Raw genomic sequence first — 18,048 nt, forward strand, 5'->3', positions numbered from 1 at the left:
TATCCGGCCGAAGCGGCGCTTTAAAAATAGTCCACCAGCATGGTGGCGCCGCTGGAGAAGTCGCCTTCCGCCAGGGTGACGGCGCTGTTTTTCACCGGCACTGCATCAAGCGTCGGCGGATTGGCGTAGTCGATGTTCAGCGGCGTATTGATGGCGAAGGCCTTACCGTTGGCCAACAGCTTGATGCCCAATCCAGTGACGCTGCTGGTCAACACGCTGTTGTCAAAGGCCGCTGCGCTGCCCATGATCTTCATTTTCAACTGGCGGCTGTTATCCAGAAACTCGCATTTGATGCTGTAATCGATGCGTTGCATATAGCGGCTGCCGTCGATGCGTTTGATGCCGACCTTGCCGAAGTCGATATCGATGGTGCGCCCGTCGTTGATCACGCAAGGCGGAGGCGCCACCACGGTGGCGGTGATGTTGACTTTGGTGCCCTGATCGGCGGCCTGAGCGGCCGAGCTAATCAATTCCAGCGCCAACAGCAGGGCGCAGCCCGTTTTTATCGTCATGTTCATTCTGGCTCCCGTCTCAAGGTGCGCTGAAGATCAGCGTGGCCGAGCCCGACAGCGGACCGGTGGCGATGCTGGTGTAAGGGACATTGTTCTTCACCGGCACAAAGGTGACGGTGTCGTTGCCCAGACCGTTGACGATGCGCGTTCTGAAGGCATTGTTGGGCTTTACCACCGCGCCGTTGTGCACCATGGCCACGCCGACGTTAGGGTTGGTGGTCTTGATAAAATCGCTGGAGAAGCCGCTGGCGTCGCTGACCATTCGGATCAGAATATCCTGCGTCGCACTCTGATCGTCGCACTGGTAGCTGAGCGCTTTGTCCTGTTTGATCTGGGCGTCGTTGGCGTTCTGGGTCAGGAAGTCCTGGCGGATCTGACCAAAATCGACATTAATTTGCTGGCCGTTGTTGATGGTGCAACTGGTGGTGACGAAATAGGCGTCGTTGTCTGCGATCAGGCGCCAGCGATAAACGCCGCACTGTGGGCAGCCCGGTTGATCGTTGGTCTGAATAAAGTTGATTTGGCCGATGACATCACCCTTATTCACCTTGATGTCCGGCGTTGGGAAACGGTTCAACACGATATAGACCCGGATGGCGACAGACTGGGTCTGCAAGCCGGTGAGGCTGAGTACGCTGATGCCGGCAGGCACCGGGGAGTTATAGTCGCTGCCGTTGATGGTCGTGCCGCTGCCGATCGAGCCAAAAATCGCGCCGTTCATCGACAGCGCCGGGCTATCGGTTTTGAGATAGTCGTACCAGCTCGCGACGTCGTTTTTACAGGTGACCTGGCTGACGTTGACGATTTCGTTTTTGCCATAAGAAAGCTGCGGTCCGATGCGAACCCGGACGTCAACCGGCGTGGCCGATCCCCCTGGGGGAATAAGTCCGCCATCGGACGTGCGGCAAGTAAATGCGTTGGCGTTGCCAAACAGCAGGAAGAAAGAGAGTGCCAGGCAGCAACGTAAAAATAGCAGGGCTGTTTTTCTCACGATAATATCCCGATATATATAAATGGTGTGCGGCGTTACTCCGCAATGAAATATTGCCAATCAGGCCGGCTGGCCATATTTATTCCGTTAAAGGAGAGTGAGATGCATCTTTGTTGGGTATGCCGTTGTTATCGCCACCGTCCAGCAACGCGGTGGGATACCACCTCAACGAGTTGTTGATGGAGCCGTCCGTCACAATCACTTCTTGTCGGGCGACAAGATCCAATAACAGCCGTCGAGCTCGGTAAACACCGACGTTGACGGCATTGGCCAGTTGCCGTGTCGAGAGCCACTGCTGCTGTGGCGGCGGCCCGGCGACGGGACATTGACGGGGCGATTGCGCGAATAATGTTTGCAGCAGATCGTGCTGCAATTGCCGTATTTCCTTTTGTTTCGGAGATAACGCTTCCATAGCACTTCCTCTGTATTCCGATTGCCGTATTCCTAAGAAAAAACAAACATTCGCCGTCTACCAACAACGAGGTAAAACGCGAACAAAGAAAATTCCTATCTATTTATCAGGATTGAAAAAAAAGGCGTTGCCCGCCCCGTTTTTACCTATGTTCAGGCAGGGGTGGCGTCACGCAGAAACCTAAAATTTTGGTTTATTATATTCACAAAGAGCCACTTTGCGATCTGATTACTTGTGAATCTCGCAAAAACAGGATATTGCTCTATAAAAGTATTTTTTACGATCTATGAGCCTAAAAATAACAGTAAATTAACTTTAATTAGGAAATAAATTGCGAATGTTCGCCTTGATCAAAAAAAGCCTTTTTTTGCTGAGAGGCATTTGCCAGAATATTCATCGCCGGACAAGAAGGGCGGATTAGAAAGTATTGGCCCCTGCTCGTTGTGGTTTCGTTTATTTTTATAGGACGAATTCATTAATGGGTGGGCCGCTGCAGACTTACCGTTATCGACTTTTTATTGTCGGTGCCTTTGGGTTTTGGCAGTTAACCAACTAGCAAGATGCTAAAGAATCAGGGCTGCGCACATATAAGCGCGAGCAGGTTTCCTGTTGCTCTTTTTCTTGATTGGAATATGCATTTTTTCTTATAAGGAATATAGGTTCTATGAAACTTAACAAAATCATGATGGCTGCAGTGATTGCATTTGGCGCAAGTTCTTTTGCACAGGCAGCCGATCAGGGACACGGTAAGGTCACTTTCACGGGCTCTATTATTGATGCGCCATGCTCTATTGCGCCTGAGTCGATCGATCAGACCGTAGATCTGGGCCAGGTGTCCAACGTGGCGTTGAAAAACGGCGGCAAATCCAACCCGCGTCCGTTTGAAATCAAGCTGGAGCAGTGCGACATCACCACCCTGAAAACCGTTAAAACCACCTTCAGCGGCGTAGCATCGTCTACCGATAAGGATCTGCTGGGCATCGCGGGCACCGCCAGCGGCGCCGGCGTAGCCATCTCTTACAACGGCCAGCCGATCAAATTGGGTGAAGCGACTACCGCGCAGACCCTGAACACCGGCAACAACACCCTGCATTTCGCCGCCTACCTGCAGGGCGAAGGCGCTTCCGCCGCCATCGTTCCGGGCGACTTCACCGCCGTAGCCGATTTCACCCTGGCTTATCAGTAAGTGAGTCCGAAGGCTTAATCAACCAGGCATGGGGTTCGCCGCATGCCTGGTGAATCTCCCTGTCAAAGGAATGTCGCGATGTTTTTACCAAGGAATCGAGCGGGTGCCGTTCTTTTGGCGTCGTTGGCGTTTGCGCCCGGCCATGCAACTTCCGCCGCGCAGGGGTGGGGCAAGGTCAGTATGCACGGCGCCATTATCGACACCGCCTGCGCCATTGCCGCCGGCAGCCGCGATCAGACGATCGATATGGACACTCTTCCTCTCGGGCAGATCATTCGTGACGGCCAGGGGATGACCAAACCTTTCAGTATTGAATTGGTCAACTGCATTTTGGAACGGCCGGAAAACAAACCTGATTGGAAATTCTTTCAGGTCACGTTTGATGGTTATGCGGAAGGCGCTCTGTTTGGCGTACAGGGCGAGGCGCGCGGCGTCGCATTGAAGATAAAAGACAGCAACGGCACGCCGGTTATTCCAGGGAAACCCTTACCGATGGAAGGAATAATACCGGGAAATAGAGTGCTGAATTATTCCATGACGTTGATGCCGAATCATCAGCCGTTGAAGGCGGGAGCGTATTTTTCCACAGTGCGTTTTAAGCTGGATTATTTTTGATTTTTTCTCGTACTGACGGTTAATTCGTTATTGAAAGGACTTTTATTATGCTTTCACCGGCAGGGAAGTTATTTCGTCTTCAAGCTTTGGGGCTCTGTGTTGCTCTTTCTCTGGGAAATCCGATCGCGTTGGTCTATGCCGCCGACGTTATTCAATTCAATACTGACGTATTAGACATCAACGATCGTAAAAATATCGATCTGAGCCAATTTACGCGCAGCGGCTACATCATGCCGGGCGTTTATACCATGGTGGTGCACGTCAATAAGAACGACCTGCCGGAACAGCCGGTGACGTTTTTGGCGCCTGAGAACGATCCTAAAGGCAGCGAAGCCTGTCTTTCACCGGCATTGGTCAACCAACTGGGGCTGAAAGAAAAGCTGTTAAGCACGCTGAACTGGACACACGGCGGCCGCTGCCTTGACGCCTCCAGTCTGGCAGGGATGGAAGCGCGCGGCGATCTCGCCAGTTCCGCGCTGTATCTCAACATCCCACAGGCCTATCTGGAGTACAGCTCGGAAAACTGGGATCCGCCTTCGCGCTGGGATGACGGTATTCCCGGGCTGCTGTTTGACTATAACGTCAACGCCCAAACGCAAAAGCACCAGAAAGGCGGCAGCAGCTACAGCCTGAGCGGCAACGGCACCGGCGGCGCCAACCTGGGTGCCTGGCGCCTGCGCGCCGACTGGCAGGCCAACCTCAACCACCAGACCGGATCTTCTCAGCCGACTGACAAACAGTTCGACTGGAGCCGCTATTACGCCTATCGGGCGATCCCGGCGCTGCGTTCGCGGCTGACGATGGGGGAGGATTACCTGAACTCCGACATTTTCGACAGCCTGCGCTTTACCGGCGTCAGTCTGCGATCCGACGACAGCATGTTGCCGCCCAACCTGCGCGGCTATGCGCCGGAAGTGACCGGCGTGGCGAAAACCAACGCCAAGGTGGTGGTCAGCCAGCAAGGGCGCGTGCTGTATGAAACGCAAGTGGCGGCGGGGCCGTTCCGCATTCAGGACATCAACGACGCCGTTTCCGGCGAGCTGGACGTGCGCGTCGAAGAGCAGGACGGCAGTGTGCAGGAGTTCAAGATGAACACCGCCAACATTCCTTACCTGACGCGCCCGGGCACGGTGCGTTACAAGCTGGCGACGGGCAAACCGTCGGAGTGGGGGCATCACCTGCGCGGGCCGATGTTCGGCACCGGCGAGTTCTCCTGGGGCATCAGCAACGGCTGGTCGCTGTACGGCGGTGGCATCGCCGGCGGCGATTACAACGCGCTGTCGCTGGGGATCGGGCGCGATCTGATGGCGCTGGGGGCGCTGTCGTTCGACGCCACGCAGTCGCGCGCGCGTTTGCCGCAGGAGGGCACGCTTACCGGCGGTTCGTATCGGTTGAGCTATTCGAAGAACTTCGATGAATACGACAGCCAGGTCACCTTCGCCGGTTACCGCTTCTCCCAGGAGGACTTCATGAGCATGGGGGACTACCTCGATGCGCGTTACGAAGGGGGACGCAGCGGCAAGAGCAAGGAGATGTACACCATCACCTTCAACAAACAGTTCCGCGATCTGGGGCTCAGCACCTATCTCAACTACAGCCACCAAACCTATTGGGATCGGGCGCCGAACGATCGTTACAACCTGATGGTATCGCGCTACTTCGATATCGGCGATTTCAAGAACGTCAGCGTATCGCTGTCGGCCTATCGCAACCGTTACAACGAGCGCAACGACGACGGGATGTACCTGTCGCTGTCGCTGCCCTGGGGCAGCGCCGGGACGCTCAGTTACAACATGACGCTCGATCGTGAAGAGAACGCTCATCGGGTCGGTTACTACAACCGGGTCGATGAACACAACAACTATCAGATCAGCGCGGGCGCCGCGCGCAGTGGGGCGACCGCCAGCGGGTATTACAGCCATCAGGGCGATATGGCGCAGATCAACGCCAACGCCAGCTACCAGGCCGGCCGCTACAGCGCCGTCGGCATCGGCGCGCAGGGCGGCCTGACGATGGCGGCGGAAGGGGCGGTGCTGCATCGCGTCAATACGCCGGGCGGCACGCGCTTGCTGCTCGATACCGAAGGCGTCGCCGGCGTGCCGGTGCGTGGCTACGGCAGTACGGTGCTGACCAACCGTTACGGCAAGGCGGTGGTGGCGGATGTGAACAGCTACTACCGCAACAAGGCCAGCATCGATCTCAACAGCCTGGGCGACAACGTCGAGGCGACGCGTTCCGTGGTGCAGGCCACGTTGACCGAGGGCGCCATCGGCTACCGCAAGTTCGAGGTGATTGCCGGCGAGAAGGCGATGGCGATCGTCAAGCTGGCGGACGGCAGTGAGCCGCCGTTTGGCGCCACGGTGCTGAATGCCCGCAAACAGGAGACCGGCATCATCAATGACGGCGGCAGCGTTTACCTGTCCGGCCTCAACCCCGGCGAGCGCATGAGCGTGCACTGGAACGGTGCGGCGCAGTGTGAAATCCAGCTGCCGGCGCCGTTGCCGGCCGAAATGCTGATGAACACGTTGCTGCTGCCTTGCCGTCCTCTCACCGGTAACAAGCCGGCGGAGAACGCCAACTGATACCCCCGGCGGAGCGTGCTTCGCCGCTAAACCGCCGGGGCGGAATCGCCCGCCTTCGGCTGACTGGAACCGTGAAGACATGATGAATCTGACTATGACCAGAAAGACCGTTTCCCTTTTGAGCTCGCTCGCCGCCGCGTTGACGATCGGCGCGATCGGCCTGCCCGCCCATGCGGCTATCGCGCTGGATCGCACGCGCGTGATTTTCGACGGCGACCAGAAAACGGTCAGCCTCAACATCAGCAATCAGAATAAGCAATTGCCCTATCTGGCACAGGGGTGGATTGAAGACGATCGCGGCAACAAGATCCAAAGCCCTTTCACCGTGCTGCCGCCGGTGCAGCGGGTGGAGCCGGGCAAACCGAGCCAGGTGAAGATCCAGTCGCTGCCGGCGGCGCGTCAGCTGCCGCAGGACAGGGAGACGCTGTATTACTTCAACCTGCGCGAGATCCCGCCGCGCAGCAATAAGCCGAACACGCTGCAGATAGCGTTGCAGACGCGCATCAAAATGTTTTATCGCCCGGCGGCGCTCGCCCCGAAAAAGAACGCCGCACCGTGGCAGGAGCAGCTGACGCTGACCCGGCAGGGTGACAAGTACGTGGTGAACAATCCGACCCCGTATTACGTGACGATCGTTGAGGCGAGCGCCGGCAAGGGCGGGAAAGGGGCCGCCGGCTTTGAACCGTTGATGGTGGCGCCGAAGGCCAGCGCCTCGCTGAACGTCTCAGCCGCGAGCCTCGGCAGCGGCCCGTCGCTGGCGTACATCAACGATTACGGTGGTCGGCCGCAGTTGAACTTCCGCTGCGCCGGCAATGCCTGCCAGGTCGTGCCGGTCGCCAAATGACGCGCCGCGCGCAAGCACGGAAGACCAAGTCATGAACACAGCGGAGTGAACGAATCATGCAACGAAAGAACCCCATGCTGTTGGGAAAGGCCTATGAACGTCATCAGCGACGCACTATTGGCCTGACGGTGTTGGCCGCGCTGATGGTGCCGCTGACGGCGGGCACGATGTTGATGCTGATGCCGCCGGCCCGCGCGGTGGATAACTGGGACGTTGAGGGGGCGAACGGCACGCTCCACGTCTACGGCGCGTTAACGGAAAGCGCCTGCAGCCTGGAAATGACCACCGCCCGCCAGGAGGTATGGCTGGGCGAGACGGGAACGGCGCACTTCCAGCGCCCGGGCGATCGCGGCACGCCGGTCGCCTTCGAACTGACGCTGAAAGACTGCCTGCGGGCGCCGGCGAGCAACCGCGACGCCTGGACCGGGGTTCTGGCCTGGAGCGGCAGCCAGCCTGCGGTGTCCGTCGCGTTTTCCGCGCCGACGGATGACGACGCGCCGGGTCTGGTCAGGGTCGCCGGCGTCACCGGTTTGGGGTTGCAGTTGGCGGATGCCCGCGGTCTGCCGGTCCGCCTCGGCGCGCGCAACAAACCGGTATTGCTGACGCCGGGACAAAACACCCTGACGTATACGGTGACGCCGGTGCGCACTCCGGCGACGCTGAGCGCCGGCGCTTACCGCGCGGCGATCGATTTCCGTCTTTATTACGACTAATACGCCGCTTGCGCCTGGCAGGCGCAAGCATAACCAAAGGGAGTGGCGTCATGCGCGCGACAGAGACGAACCGGCGCCGAAGCGCGCTGCTGGGAGCCGGCATGGTGATGCTGGCCGGCATGATGGCGCAGCCGGCGGCTGCGGCGGAAAACATGCGCTTTCACGGTACGCTGGTGGCCGAGCCGTGTGTCATACAACCGGGGGATGAGGACATCCAACTGGATTTCGGCACCATCGTCGACAAATACCTGTACCTGAACACCCGCACCCACAGCCAAACCTTCACGTTGCACCTGACCGAGTGCGATCTCAGCCTGGGCAATACGGTGGCCATTACGTTTACCGGTACTGAGAACGCCAAACTGCCCGGCCTGTTGGCGTTGGATGGCGGCAGCCTGGCGTCGGGGATCGGCATCGGGCTGGAGGACAGCAGCGGCAAGGCGCTGCCGCTCAATCGCGCCAGCGATAAATTCCGTCTGAACGCCGGCAACACCACACTCACGCTGCAAGCCTATGTGCAGGGAGAGCCGGAAGCCATCCAGACGAAGTCCATCGGCCGCGGCACCTTCAGCGCGGTGGCCACCTTCACGTTGGAATACGAATAAGCGCCTACAAGGACAAGAAACGCAATGATGAGAAAGCACGTCAATCACGCCCTGCGCATGGGGATGCTGTGCCTGTTGGCGTTGAGCGCCGCCGCTTGCCAAAGCCAAAAGCCCGGCAAGCCTGCCGTGAACACCCAAAATCAGGCTGCGCAACCTCCGTCAGAAGAGGTGTTGCGCAAGCAGCGTGAGGCCGAGCAACTGCGCCAGTGTCAGGAGCAACTGGGCGCGTTGCGCACGATCAACGAGAAACAGTATCAGCGCTACAAACAGGCGTTCGACAGCCTGATGAGCGGCGCTTCCCAGTACGCCAACCTGCGCGCCCGGGTAAACGGTGACACGCAGGAGACGGTGGATGCGCTGTATCGCTACAAGGTCAACTATCTGTGCGCCGGGGTGAATCAGGCGGTGTTGACCGGGCTGGCGGATCGCGGGGAGCAGGTTAAATGAGGCTGCGTCTGCTGGGCTGTGTCGCTTTGCTGTTCACCGGCGTCGCGCAAGCGGACGACGGCGTGCCGGCGCTGCTGCAGTTTGCCGAGCAGTATCAACGGCAGAATATCGGTCCGGCGACCGAAAAAACGGCGCCGGACGACCGTGAGTCAGGGAAAAAAAAGCGTGAGCCGGCGAAGCGCCTGTCGGACAACAGCCAATCCGCCTCACCGGCCAAAACGTTTACGCTGAGCCAGGAATTATTGGCGCGCGATCAACAGCTGGCGCGCCAGCGAATGGCGCTGACGGCGCTGCGCCAGGAGCTCGCCGCGCTGCGGGCGGAGAAAGCGGCGCCACCCGTCGCGGCGTTACCGGACTCGTCAACGCTTCAACAGTGGATCGCCGGGCTGGGCGCCGCCTGGCGCGGTTCGCCCGACGCGCAGCGCGCCGAGGCGCTGTTGCGTCAGGCGACGCAGGAAACCGCCAAAAGCAGAGCGACGGCGGCGCAGGCCGAACGGCGCGTCACCGAACTTGAGTCTGCCGCGCAGGCATCGGCACAAACGCTTGCACAACGCCAACGCGAGCACCAGGAGGCGTTGCACGCTCTGCGCGCCGCGTTGGAAGAAAGCGAGCAGAAGCGGGCCGGTGAGCAGAAGGCGACTCAGCAGGCGCGCGAAGACCTGCTGGCGTTGCGTAAGCGGCTGCAATGGGAGATGACGCCGGAGCAGTTGAAGGATGAACGCAAGCGTTTGTCCTATGCGGCGGGCAGTGCGCTGGGGCGGGATATTCAGGGGTTGATGACGGAGCGTCAAAGCTGGGGCGTGCCGGTGGATCGCGACAGCCTGTTGGCGGGCGTTATCGACAGCGTGTCGGGACGTTTGCAGCTGTCGCCGCAGGAACTGAATACGTTGACGGCGCAGGCGGATGCCGCCGCCGTGGCCGCGCGTGAGAAACGCGTTAACCAGCAGCGGCGGCGCGATGACGATTACCTGACGCAGTTCAGTCAACAAAAGGGCGTAAAGCAGTCGGCGATGGGCTTCTGGTATCGGGTGGATTATGCCGGGGAGGGGGCGCTGGCGCCAACGGCGGTGGTCGATGTTGTGGTGAAAGAGAAGCTGACCGACGGCACGGTGATCCAGGATATGGATCTGAGCGGCAAGGTGCTGTCGCAACCGCTGTCCGAATACCCGCCGCTGTTCCGGGAGGCGATAAGTCATCTGCACAACCACGGCTCGTTGACGATGGTCGTGCCGCCGGCGCTGGCCTACGGTGAAACCGGCTACCCGCCGAAGGTGCCGCCCAACGCCACCATGGTTTATGAATTGCGCATCGACAACAGCCAGGCGCCGGCAAAGGGCGTCCAGGCGGTTAAACGGGAAGCCGACACGGCGGGAGGGCAGGGATGAACACGATGATAAAAATCGCGTTATTTGATGAGAATCGATACTTCAGCGCCGGTTGGCAAGAGGCTCTGGCGCTGCACTTCAGCACTTACGGCAAGCGCACGCTGTTAGTGGATGCGCGGCAGGCTCATGAAGCCGATCTGGTGTTCTGCTATTTTCCTCCCGGCGTGCAAAGCTGTTTTTGTCACCTCTCTGAGGCGCAGCCCGTGGGGCGTAAAACGCTGTATTTCTCGTTGCGAACGCCGGAGGGAAGGCATAAACGCACCGTCGGTAACCGCTGCTCGCTGGAGGCCGGCGTCATCTACCACGATATGCCGTTGGTTTCGGCGCTGTATCAGGTGAGCGCCGAGCTGGAGCGGCGCAGCAAATGGCCGGGCAGACTGAGCTGTGGCAGGAACTGCGCATGCCAACACCGGGGCTTGACGTTGCGCGAACAAGAGATCATGCGCTGCATGACGCGGGAGATGGGAGTCACGCAAATCGCCCGGATGCTGGATATTAGCGTGAAGACGGTCAGCAATCACAAGATGAGCGTCATGCGCAAAATGGGATTCCGGCGTAATGCCGAACTTTACGGCTGGCTGCGGCACAGCGCTCGTCCCGGGGCTGTGGGGCTTCGCGCGGGCATTCAGCCCGGCGTTGCGGCAGGAAAGGATCGCTATTGAAACGGCGCCGGCCAAGTCACACCGGCCGGCGCCTTAAGTGCCTCGCCGTGGCGATCAGTTGCAGGCCACGACCTTGATCGCCAGCCCGCCCTGTGAGGTTTCGCGGTATTTGGCGTTCATGTCTTTGCCGGTCTCGTACATGGTTTCGATCACCTTATCCAGACAAACCCGCGGTTCGCTGGTCCGGCGCATCGCCATGCGTGCGGCGTTGACCGCCTTAACGGCGGAAATGGCGTTGCGTTCGATGCACGGCACCTGAACCTGGCCGGCGAGCGGATCGCAGGTCAGCCCCAAATGGTGCTCCATGGCGATCTCCGCCGCGATGCACACCTGCGCCGGGCTGCCGCCGAGCAGCTCGGTCAACCCGGCCGCCGCCATTGAACAGGCCACGCCCACTTCCCCCTGGCAACCCACTTCGGCGCCGGAGATCGAGGCGTTCATCTTGTACAGCGCGCCAATCACGCCGGACGCCAGGAAATAGCGGGTGTAGGAGTTGGCGTTCACCGGGCGGATGAACTTGTCGTAGTAGGCCAGCACCGCAGGGATGATGCCACACGCGCCGTTGGTCGGCGCGGTGACCACGCGGCCGCCGGCCGCGTTCTCTTCGTTGACCGCCAACGCGAACATGTTGATCCAATCGACCACGTTCATCGGATCGATATTGTTCTTGTCTCCGGTCACCAGAATGCGGCGCAGCGCGGCGGCGCGGCGCGGCACTTTCATCGGGCCGGGCAGCAGCCCTTCGGTGTTGATGCCGCGCTCGATACCGGCGCTCATCACCTGCCAGACATCGGCGAAATGCGCGTCGATATCCGCCTTGCTGCGCAGCGCCAGCTCGTTTTGCATCACCAGGCCGGACAAGGACAGCCCGGTTTCCTTGCAATGCTGCTGCAGATCGTGCGCTGATTTGAACGGATAGGGCACCGGCGTGGCGCCCTCGGCGGACTGGCCGAAGTGCTCTTCGTCGACGATAAAACCGCCGCCGATCGAGTAATAGGTTTTGCTGTGCAGCAGGCGTTCACCGGCGAAGGCGCGGATGCGCATGCCGTTTTCATGCAGCGGCAGGTTGTCGCTGTGGAAGTTCATGCCGCCGTGCAGCGGGAAATCCACCTCGTGGTGGCCGTTGGCCAGCGGCAGGCGGCCGCGTTGCTCAACGTCGCGAATAAAGCCCGGAATGCTGTCGATGTCCACATCGTGCGGCAGGTTGCCGGCCAGGCCCATGATGATGGCGATGTCGGTGTGGTGACCTTTACCGGTCAATGACAGCGAACCGTAGACGTCGACCACCACGCGGGTGGTGTCCTGCAACTGCTGGTGCGCGATCAGCTCGTCGACGAACTGTTTGCCGGCCTTCATCGGGCCAACGGTGTGTGAGCTGGATGGGCCGATACCGATTTTGAAAATATCGAAAACGCTGACCATGGTCTCGCCTCCTTCTTCAGGTTTCAGGCGGTGAATACGGGAAATGGGGGAGTGCGGGAGGGCCGGCGCGCAAGCGGCGCCGGCCGGGCGTGATTAGCCGAGCAGGCTGAACACGATGGCAGAGATGGCGATCAGACCCATCACAACCACGAACACGTTGCTGATGTGGCCGCTGTACTTGCGCATGGCAGGCACTTTACGGATGGCGTACATCGGCATCAGGAACAGCAGCATGGCGATGATTGGGCCACCCAGGGTTTCGATCATGCCCAGGATGCTTGGGTTCAGGGTGGCGACGATCCAGGTGGTCACCAGCATGAAGATAGCGGTCATGCGGTTCAACTTGGCGGTGCTGACGGTTTTGCCGCGGCTCTTCATCGACTTGGCGACCAGGCCGTTGAAGCCTTCACGGGCGCCCAGGTAGTGGCCCAGGAACGATTTGGTGATGGCGACGAAGGCGATAACCGGCGCGATGTACTCGATCATCGGGTTGTTAAAGTGGTTGGCCAGGTAAGACAGAATCGAGATGTTCTGCGCCTTGGCTTCCGCCAGGTTTTCCGGCGTCAGGCTCAGCACGCAGCTGAACACGAAGAACATCACGGTCAGCACCATCATGATGTGTGCATAAGCCAGAATGCGGGAGCATTTCTTCTCGGCGTCTGCGCCGTACTCTTCGCGTTTGGCGACGGCGAAGGCGGAGATGATCGGCGAGTGGTTGAAGGAGAACACCATCACCGGGATTGCCAGCCACAGGGTCATGATCAGGCCGTGACCCATGCCGGTACCGCTGCCGGACAGCGACACGTTTTCGAAGATGGCGCCGGTCCAGTTAGGAATCAGGTATACCGCCAGCAGCATCAGCACCGCCACGAACGGGAAGACCAGGATGCTCATGGTTTTCACGATGGCCTGCTCACCGAAGCGCACGATGGTCATCAGGCCGACGATCAGGATCAGCGACAGGATGGCGCGCGGCGGCGACGTCATGCCCAACTGGTGGGTAATGAAGCTGTCGACGGTGTTGGTGATCGCCACGCTGTAAACCAACAGAATCGGGTAGATGGCGAAGAAGTACAGCAGAGTAATCAGTTTACCGGCGGTGATGCCGAAGTGCTCTTCTACCACGGCGGTGATGTCTTCACCGGGATTTTTACCGGACAGAACGAAACGGCACAGGCCGCGGTGGGCAAAGAAGGTCATCGGGAAAGCGATGATGGCCATGATGATCAAAGGAATCAAACCGCCGATGCCGGCGTTGATTGGCAAGAACAGGACGCCTGCGCCGATGGCGGTGCCGTACAGGCCCAACATCCACATGGTATCCGTTTTACGCCAGGTAGTGCTGGAACCCGAAGCCGCAGAGGCAATTGTGCCGGTCTGTGTAGTGTCCATAAATATCTCCGAAGTGAACACGAATTTAAAATTAAAAGGCAAAACTTAAGGTTAAACCGTCAAACGTCCTATTCAGGCAACGCTTGCGGTAAGAATCAGGTGTTGCTTGCGGGGATGTTTTGGCGTCCCCCTGGTTGTTTATTGTGTTCATTACCACAGGCACAGCGCCGGGTAATTCACCAAAGACTTTTCACCGCCACGGGGTGATAAAAGTCGTTACCGCTGCCGACAGGTCTTTGCCTGTCGATTTTTGTTGGCGGCAAGATAACGATTTACAGTAGAAACAACCGTGATCCTGCTCTCAAATGCGTAATATGTGCAGTTATCTGCTTTTTTATCGATTTTTCGCGCATTTGTTGCACATTTGTGTAAGATTTTGTGCTGAGAACGCTCTCATAAAAATTTCTGCGATTATGCGGCTTGTACAATAATTAGCCGGATAAAGCGCTGTGCTCAGCAGCAAGCCGAGCAATATATTTTATGCGTGGTTTTGGATCTAGCTAAAAACCCGGATTAAGCAGTTTTAGTGACGTAGATCACATTGTATTTTTAAGTCAAATGAGAAGTATTGATTTGTTTTTAAAGGATTTTAATTGAAAAACACCGCTAGTAACGAAGGGAAATTACTTACGTGGTTAGCGGATAAAAATGCGTAACCATTCATCATATAAATAACAGATAGCTAACAGGTATTGGCGAGATTTGCTGCAATAGCCTAACCGGCCGTTTATTTAAACATCCCGGTCTTTGGCGCGATTTATCATATAAAAGCCATAAATAGTCGTTAATTCATCCAGCCGAAGGCGGGTTTGACCAGAGAGAAAATAATCACTCGGGTGACCTGTTGCATTTTATTAACCTGATGTTGCGTGAGGATAAGCGAAAAATGCGTATCGATTGCGCATTATTTGTTCATCTCGGGCTGTGGGAAAAGAGAGATTTCAGCGGCGCGCCGTCGTTTCCGACGGCGCTGAAGGGGGATCAATAGCGGGTAGCGATGGCGTTATCGTTGAAGAACGCCATGAAGTCGGCGTCCGGCTGGCGATCGGTGATCACCCGATCGAACTGCGTCAGCGGGCCGATACAGGCCGGCTTGATTTTGCCGAACTTGCTGTGATCCGCCACCAGGATCTTTTGCTGCGCCATCGCCATCGCGCGATGCTTCATCTCCAGCTCGTCGAAGTTGAAGCAGGTGGCGCCGTGCCTCAGGCTGAGGCCGGCGGCGGAGATAAAGGCGATGTTCGGGCAGATGTGATCGAGCTCATTGCGGCCGCCGACGCTGGAAAAGATGTAGTTGTTCGGTTTGAACTCGCCGCCGCACAGGATCACCTTGCAATTCGGTTTGTCTTGCAGCGCCAGGAAGGTGTTCAGCGAATGGCACACGGCGGTGAAGGTCAGTTCGTCGGCAATGGCGTCGATGATCGTCGGGGTGGTGGTCCCGCAGTCGAAAAACACCGTGTCGTTTTCATTGATCAACGGCGCCGCCAGCAGGCCGATGCGCCGTTTCTCCGTGACCTGTTTGGCTTTTTGATCGGAAACGAAGTAGTTGGTCACGCCGTTGCTGCGCGGATCGGTCACCACATAGCCGCCGAGCAGCACCACCGCCGCCGGCTCGGCGCTCAGATCGCGGCGAATGGTCATCTCCGAGACCCCCAGCAGCGCGGCGGCTTCTTTCAGGTGGATCTTGTCAGCGCGTTTTAACGCCTGAACTAACCGGTTGATACGTTCTTCGCGCCGCGTTTCCATAGATCCGTCTTCCCACAGGTAGTAGAGGTAAAAAAGCGTGCCGCCGTTTCCGGCGCTAAACACAACGATGCGGGGCAATATCGGGCCGCATCGGCCGCCCGTATTGTCCCGCATCGGAGTGTATTGGCTGCGCCCGTCAGGGCGCGCCGACGATCAGTAGCTGCCAGCCGCCGCCTGCGCGCCGGATACGATGGCAACGCCGGAGCTGGTGCCGATACGCGTGGCGCCGGCTTTGATCATCTTCTCGGCGGTGGCGCGATCGCGCACGGCGCCGGAAGCTTTCACGCCCATTTCGCTGCCCACCGTCTCGCGCATCAGTTTGACGTGCTCTTCCCGAGCGCCGCCGGTGCTGAAGCCGGTGGAGGTTTTAACGAAGGCGACATCGAGTTCGCGACACATTTCACAAACCTGGACGATCTGCGCATCGCTGAGCAGGCAGGTTTCCAATATTACCTTCAACGGGATCGCCGCGCAAACCTCGCGCACGGCGGCGATGTCGGCTTTCACTTCGTCCAGCAGGCCGCTTTTCAGCCAGCCGACGTTGATCACCATATCGATCTCTTGCGCGCCGGCGGCGATCGCCGCTTTGGCTTCAAAGGCTTTGGCGACGGTCAGGCCGGCGCCCAGCGGGAAACCGATCACCGAGCAGACTTTCACGGTGCTTTCCTGCAGCAGCTGGGCTGCCAACGGCACGTAGCCGGAGTTGACGCACACCGCATAGAAGTTGTGCTGCTGGGCTTCTTCGCACAGTTTGGCGATCTGCATTTCGGTGGCGTCCATGGCCAGCAGGGTGTGGTCGACATAGCGGGCGTAATCGATGTTTTCGGAGGTCATCGCGGTTCCTTAATGAAGTTGAGAAAAGAGCGTTGATAGAGAATGTGAAAATAATAACATTACAATGCGGGTAAACCTAGCGGGATTTGAAAAATGTCGACAAGATCATAGTTATCTTACTGTTATATGTATAACTTAGGGGAGGTGTGTTTGTTATTTAAATAACATTTTCAGCGGCCGCTCGCGGCCTGCGCGGGTGGAATGTCGAGGGAAAACGATGAAAATCAACATTGATCTGGTTCCTGCCGCGTTCGGGGCGCATCGGCAGGCGCTGTTCCGCAATGCGGATTTCGCGGTGAGCGCCCATCGCTGCGCAGAGCGCGGGCCAATGCTGACGCTGGCGAATCGGCGCGGGGCACTGACGGTCTTGCCGTATCAGGGCCTGGCGATTTGGGACGCTGAATTTGACGGTTACTCATTGAAATCGGGCCGCCGCAGCGGGCGGGGCGCCGGAAGAAAGCGCGATGATGCCGCCGCGTTCTGCCCCGCCTGGCCGAGTCACGACGGCGCATCGCTCCAGATGCAACGCGTGTGGCTGCAGCTGGCGGGCGATGAGCTGACGTTGCAGGGCGAAGGCGAGCGGTTGGGCGAGGGATGGCGCATCGGCCCGGCGCTGCGTTTGGCGGCGCAGAGCGCGCAGTTCGCCATTGAGATGAAAGTCACCAATCTGGCCGATCGGCCGCAGCCGCTGCGCTATGTGTGCCGCCTCAACTACGATTGCATTCCCGACGCGGTATTCCGCCAAAACTTGCCGACGCCGGCGCTGTTGGGGGAGGCGCTCGGGCAGGAACTGCTGTGTTCCGACGATCTGTCTCGCTACGTGGACCGAGCCGAATTCTTTATGCTGGCGCCGCAAGGCCGGCGCTATGTAACGCGTTTCGCCACCGGGCAATTCAACTATGGTCTCCGGCGCATCGCCGTTCAGGGCAACCGGCAGTTGCTTTCCTTTATCCAGCCGGCAAACTGCCGCCCGAATGCGCCAGAGGGTGAGGGAGTGATGCTGGAAGCGGGAAAAACGCGGGCGTTCTGCGTGACCACCGGCGTGGTGTGAAATAAGCAGGGGCGGTAACGCCCCTGTCATGTTGTGCGGTTACTCTTTCACCCAACCGCGGCGAATGGCGAAGGCGAACAGGAAACGATACAGGCGCGACAGCCTGTCGGCGATGACATCGCCGAACAGATTCCACACCAGTTGGGCGAACAGACAGCCCACCAGGCCGAGCAGGAAACCGCCGACCATATCCAGCGGCCAGTGCACGCCGAGGTAAACGCGTGACCAGGCGATGCCGACGGCGACGATCATCAGCAGCACGCCGGACCAAACGCGGTGCCAGAACAGGAACGCCAGCGCGAAGGTAAAGATGGCGGTGCCGTGATCGCTCGGGAACGAGCTGTCCGGCGCGTGTGGCAGGAAGGTATAACCGACGCCGGCGACGAACGGGCGCTCATGCGGCAGCAGCGCGCCAATAGCGGAAGCGGCAAGCATGGCGAACAGCAGCGCGATAGTGGTTTTCGCTACCACCTGGCGTTGCGAAACCAGCTGGCTTTGCGGCCCCCACAGCCAAAGACCGACGATCAGCAGCGGCACGATGATGATCAGATCGCGCGCCAAAAAGGTGGCGAAATCGATCATCCATTCGGGAGACGCCGGAGTCGCATTGATCCAGGCGAAAAGAAAATGGTTCAACTGTTCCATAACC

18 protein-coding genes are annotated in these 18,048 nt (G+C 58.8%); 10 read left to right on the forward strand and 8 right to left on the reverse strand.

Annotated features, from left to right (window positions below; all coding sequences use genetic code 11):
* Nucleotides 1-20: 20 nt before the first annotated feature.
* From ACSBQS_RS03800 to ACSBQS_RS03810, 3 genes are all read right to left on the reverse strand, one after another.
* Nucleotides 21-512 carry a fimbrial protein gene (locus ACSBQS_RS03800; protein WP_226772988.1) on the reverse strand — a complete coding sequence of 164 codons (492 nt, stop codon included), beginning with the start codon at nt 510-512 and terminating at the stop codon, nt 21-23.
* 19 nt (nt 513-531) lie between these two features.
* A complete protein-coding gene (locus ACSBQS_RS03805) occupies nt 532-1,350 on the reverse strand; it encodes a fimbrial protein (protein ID WP_047025042.1) in 819 nt (272 codons plus the stop codon).
* Between the two features lie 232 nt (nt 1,351-1,582).
* A complete protein-coding gene (locus tag ACSBQS_RS03810; protein WP_025302211.1) occupies nt 1,583-1,915 on the reverse strand; it encodes a hypothetical protein in 333 nt (110 codons plus the stop codon).
* A 664-nt stretch (nt 1,916-2,579) separates the two neighbouring features.
* Between ACSBQS_RS03810 and ACSBQS_RS03815 the strand changes: the two genes are divergently transcribed.
* From ACSBQS_RS03815 to ACSBQS_RS03855, 9 genes are all read left to right on the forward strand, one after another.
* Nucleotides 2,580-3,101 (forward strand): fimbrial protein, encoded by a 522-nt coding sequence (locus tag ACSBQS_RS03815; protein WP_025302212.1) that lies wholly within the window; start codon nt 2,580-2,582, stop codon nt 3,099-3,101.
* A gap of 78 nt (nt 3,102-3,179) precedes the next feature.
* Nucleotides 3,180-3,716, forward strand: a complete 537-nt coding sequence (locus ACSBQS_RS03820) for a fimbrial protein (protein ID WP_047024966.1) — start codon at nt 3,180-3,182, stop codon at nt 3,714-3,716.
* 47 nt (nt 3,717-3,763) lie between these two features.
* On the forward strand, nt 3,764-6,298 hold the full coding sequence (locus ACSBQS_RS03825; RefSeq protein WP_074446877.1) for an outer membrane usher protein: 2,535 nt from the start codon (nt 3,764-3,766) through the stop codon (nt 6,296-6,298).
* Between the two features lie 79 nt (nt 6,299-6,377).
* Nucleotides 6,378-7,142, forward strand: coding sequence for a fimbria/pilus periplasmic chaperone (locus tag ACSBQS_RS03830; RefSeq protein WP_089191437.1), 765 nt, complete (start codon nt 6,378-6,380; stop codon nt 7,140-7,142).
* A 74-nt stretch (nt 7,143-7,216) separates the two neighbouring features.
* A complete protein-coding gene (locus ACSBQS_RS03835; RefSeq protein WP_046897038.1) occupies nt 7,217-7,855 on the forward strand; it encodes a fimbrial protein in 639 nt (212 codons plus the stop codon).
* A 50-nt stretch (nt 7,856-7,905) separates the two neighbouring features.
* Entirely contained in the window at nt 7,906-8,460 is a 555-nt protein-coding gene (locus tag ACSBQS_RS03840) for a fimbrial protein (RefSeq protein ID WP_047024965.1), read from the forward strand.
* Between the two features lie 24 nt (nt 8,461-8,484).
* Nucleotides 8,485-8,907: a hypothetical protein gene (locus ACSBQS_RS03845; protein ID WP_046686746.1), complete on the forward strand. Its 423-nt coding sequence runs from the start codon at nt 8,485-8,487 to the stop codon at nt 8,905-8,907.
* Complete coding sequence (locus ACSBQS_RS03850; protein WP_047024964.1) at nt 8,904-10,292, forward strand: FKBP-type peptidyl-prolyl cis-trans isomerase N-terminal domain-containing protein; 1,389 nt, start codon at nt 8,904-8,906, stop codon at nt 10,290-10,292. Before ACSBQS_RS03845 ends, ACSBQS_RS03850 begins: the two co-directional genes overlap by 4 nt.
* Nucleotides 10,289-10,954 (forward strand): response regulator transcription factor, encoded by a 666-nt coding sequence (locus ACSBQS_RS03855; RefSeq protein ID WP_033650640.1) that lies wholly within the window; start codon nt 10,289-10,291, stop codon nt 10,952-10,954. The genes ACSBQS_RS03850 and ACSBQS_RS03855 overlap by 4 nt, the downstream gene beginning before the upstream one ends.
* Before the next feature lie 54 nt (nt 10,955-11,008).
* Here ACSBQS_RS03855 and ACSBQS_RS03860 read toward each other — a convergent pair whose 3' ends face one another.
* The 4 genes from ACSBQS_RS03860 to deoC form a co-directional block, all read right to left on the reverse strand.
* Nucleotides 11,009-12,376 carry an L-serine ammonia-lyase gene (locus ACSBQS_RS03860; RefSeq protein WP_033642507.1) on the reverse strand — a complete coding sequence of 456 codons (1,368 nt, stop codon included), beginning with the start codon at nt 12,374-12,376 and terminating at the stop codon, nt 11,009-11,011.
* 93 nt (nt 12,377-12,469) lie between these two features.
* Nucleotides 12,470-13,768 carry an HAAAP family serine/threonine permease gene (locus ACSBQS_RS03865; RefSeq protein ID WP_033650641.1) on the reverse strand — a complete coding sequence of 433 codons (1,299 nt, stop codon included), beginning with the start codon at nt 13,766-13,768 and terminating at the stop codon, nt 12,470-12,472.
* A 981-nt stretch (nt 13,769-14,749) separates the two neighbouring features.
* A complete protein-coding gene (gene deoR / locus ACSBQS_RS03870; protein WP_042784074.1) occupies nt 14,750-15,514 on the reverse strand; it encodes a DNA-binding transcriptional repressor DeoR in 765 nt (254 codons plus the stop codon).
* 153 nt (nt 15,515-15,667) lie between these two features.
* The gene (deoC, locus tag ACSBQS_RS03875) at nt 15,668-16,348 is read right to left on the reverse strand and encodes a deoxyribose-phosphate aldolase (RefSeq protein WP_033642510.1); all 681 of its coding nucleotides are present in this window, start codon (nt 16,346-16,348) and stop codon (nt 15,668-15,670) included.
* A gap of 217 nt (nt 16,349-16,565) precedes the next feature.
* Between deoC and ACSBQS_RS03880 the strand changes: the two genes are divergently transcribed.
* A complete protein-coding gene (locus ACSBQS_RS03880; protein WP_197666919.1) occupies nt 16,566-17,399 on the forward strand; it encodes a hypothetical protein in 834 nt (277 codons plus the stop codon).
* A 39-nt stretch (nt 17,400-17,438) separates the two neighbouring features.
* Here the strand turns inward: ACSBQS_RS03880 and ybjG are convergent, their stop codons facing one another.
* On the reverse strand, nt 17,439-18,044 hold the full coding sequence (ybjG, locus tag ACSBQS_RS03885; protein ID WP_033642512.1) for an undecaprenyl-diphosphate phosphatase: 606 nt from the start codon (nt 18,042-18,044) through the stop codon (nt 17,439-17,441).
* Nucleotides 18,045-18,048: the final 4 nt, after the last annotated feature.

Source organism: Serratia sp. H402Y (genome assembly GCF_051172415.1).
Lineage (GTDB): Bacteria > Pseudomonadota > Gammaproteobacteria > Enterobacterales > Enterobacteriaceae > Serratia > Serratia ureilytica.